Source organism: Streptomyces inusitatus (assembly GCF_014651115.1).
Taxonomy (GTDB): domain Bacteria; phylum Actinomycetota; class Actinomycetes; order Streptomycetales; family Streptomycetaceae; genus Streptomyces; species Streptomyces amakusaensis.
In genome coordinates, this window is record NZ_BMWG01000102.1 from 1 (window position 1) to 593 (window position 593).

The window sequence follows — 593 nt, forward strand, 5'->3', positions numbered from 1 at the left end:
TCGGTGTTGGTGTTGGTGTTGCATCACGTTGCTGCTGATGGGTGGTCGATGGGTCCGTTGTCTCGGGATCTGTCGGTGGCGTACGGGGTGCGGGTGGGTGGTGGTGTGCCGGTGTGGGAGGGGTTGCCGGTGCAGTACGCGGATTACACGGTGTGGCAGTCGGGTGTGTTGGGGGTGGAGTCGGATCCGGGGAGTGTGGTGTCGGGTTCGCTGGAGTTCTGGCGGGGGGCTTTGGCGGGGTTGCCGGTGGAGGTGGGGCTGCCGGTGGACCGTGTGCGTCCGGTGGTGCCGTCGTACCGGGGCGGTTCGGTGACGCTGGGGGTTGACGGTGTGGTGTTGGGGGGGTTGCGGGGGGTGGCGCGGGAGCGTCATGTGACGCTGTTCATGGTGGTGCGTGCGGTGGTGGCGGCGGTGGTGTCCCGGTACGGTGCGGGTGGGGATGTGCCGTTGGGGACGGTGGTGGCGGGGCGTTCGGACGAGGCGCTGGACGATCTGGTCGGGTTCTTCGTGAACACGGTGGTCCTGCGGACGGACACCTCGGGGGACCCGTCGTTCGGTGAGCTGCTGGAGCGGGTACGGCGCTGGGACCTGGC

1 protein-coding gene is annotated in these 593 nt (G+C 68.8%); it reads left to right on the plus strand.

Annotation, left to right across the window (positions count from 1 at the left end; all coding sequences use genetic code 11):
* Positions 1-48 precede the first annotated feature (48 nt).
* On the plus strand, positions 49-593 hold a 545-nt coding region (locus IE247_RS34010), incomplete at its 3' end, for a condensation domain-containing protein (RefSeq protein ID WP_229869538.1).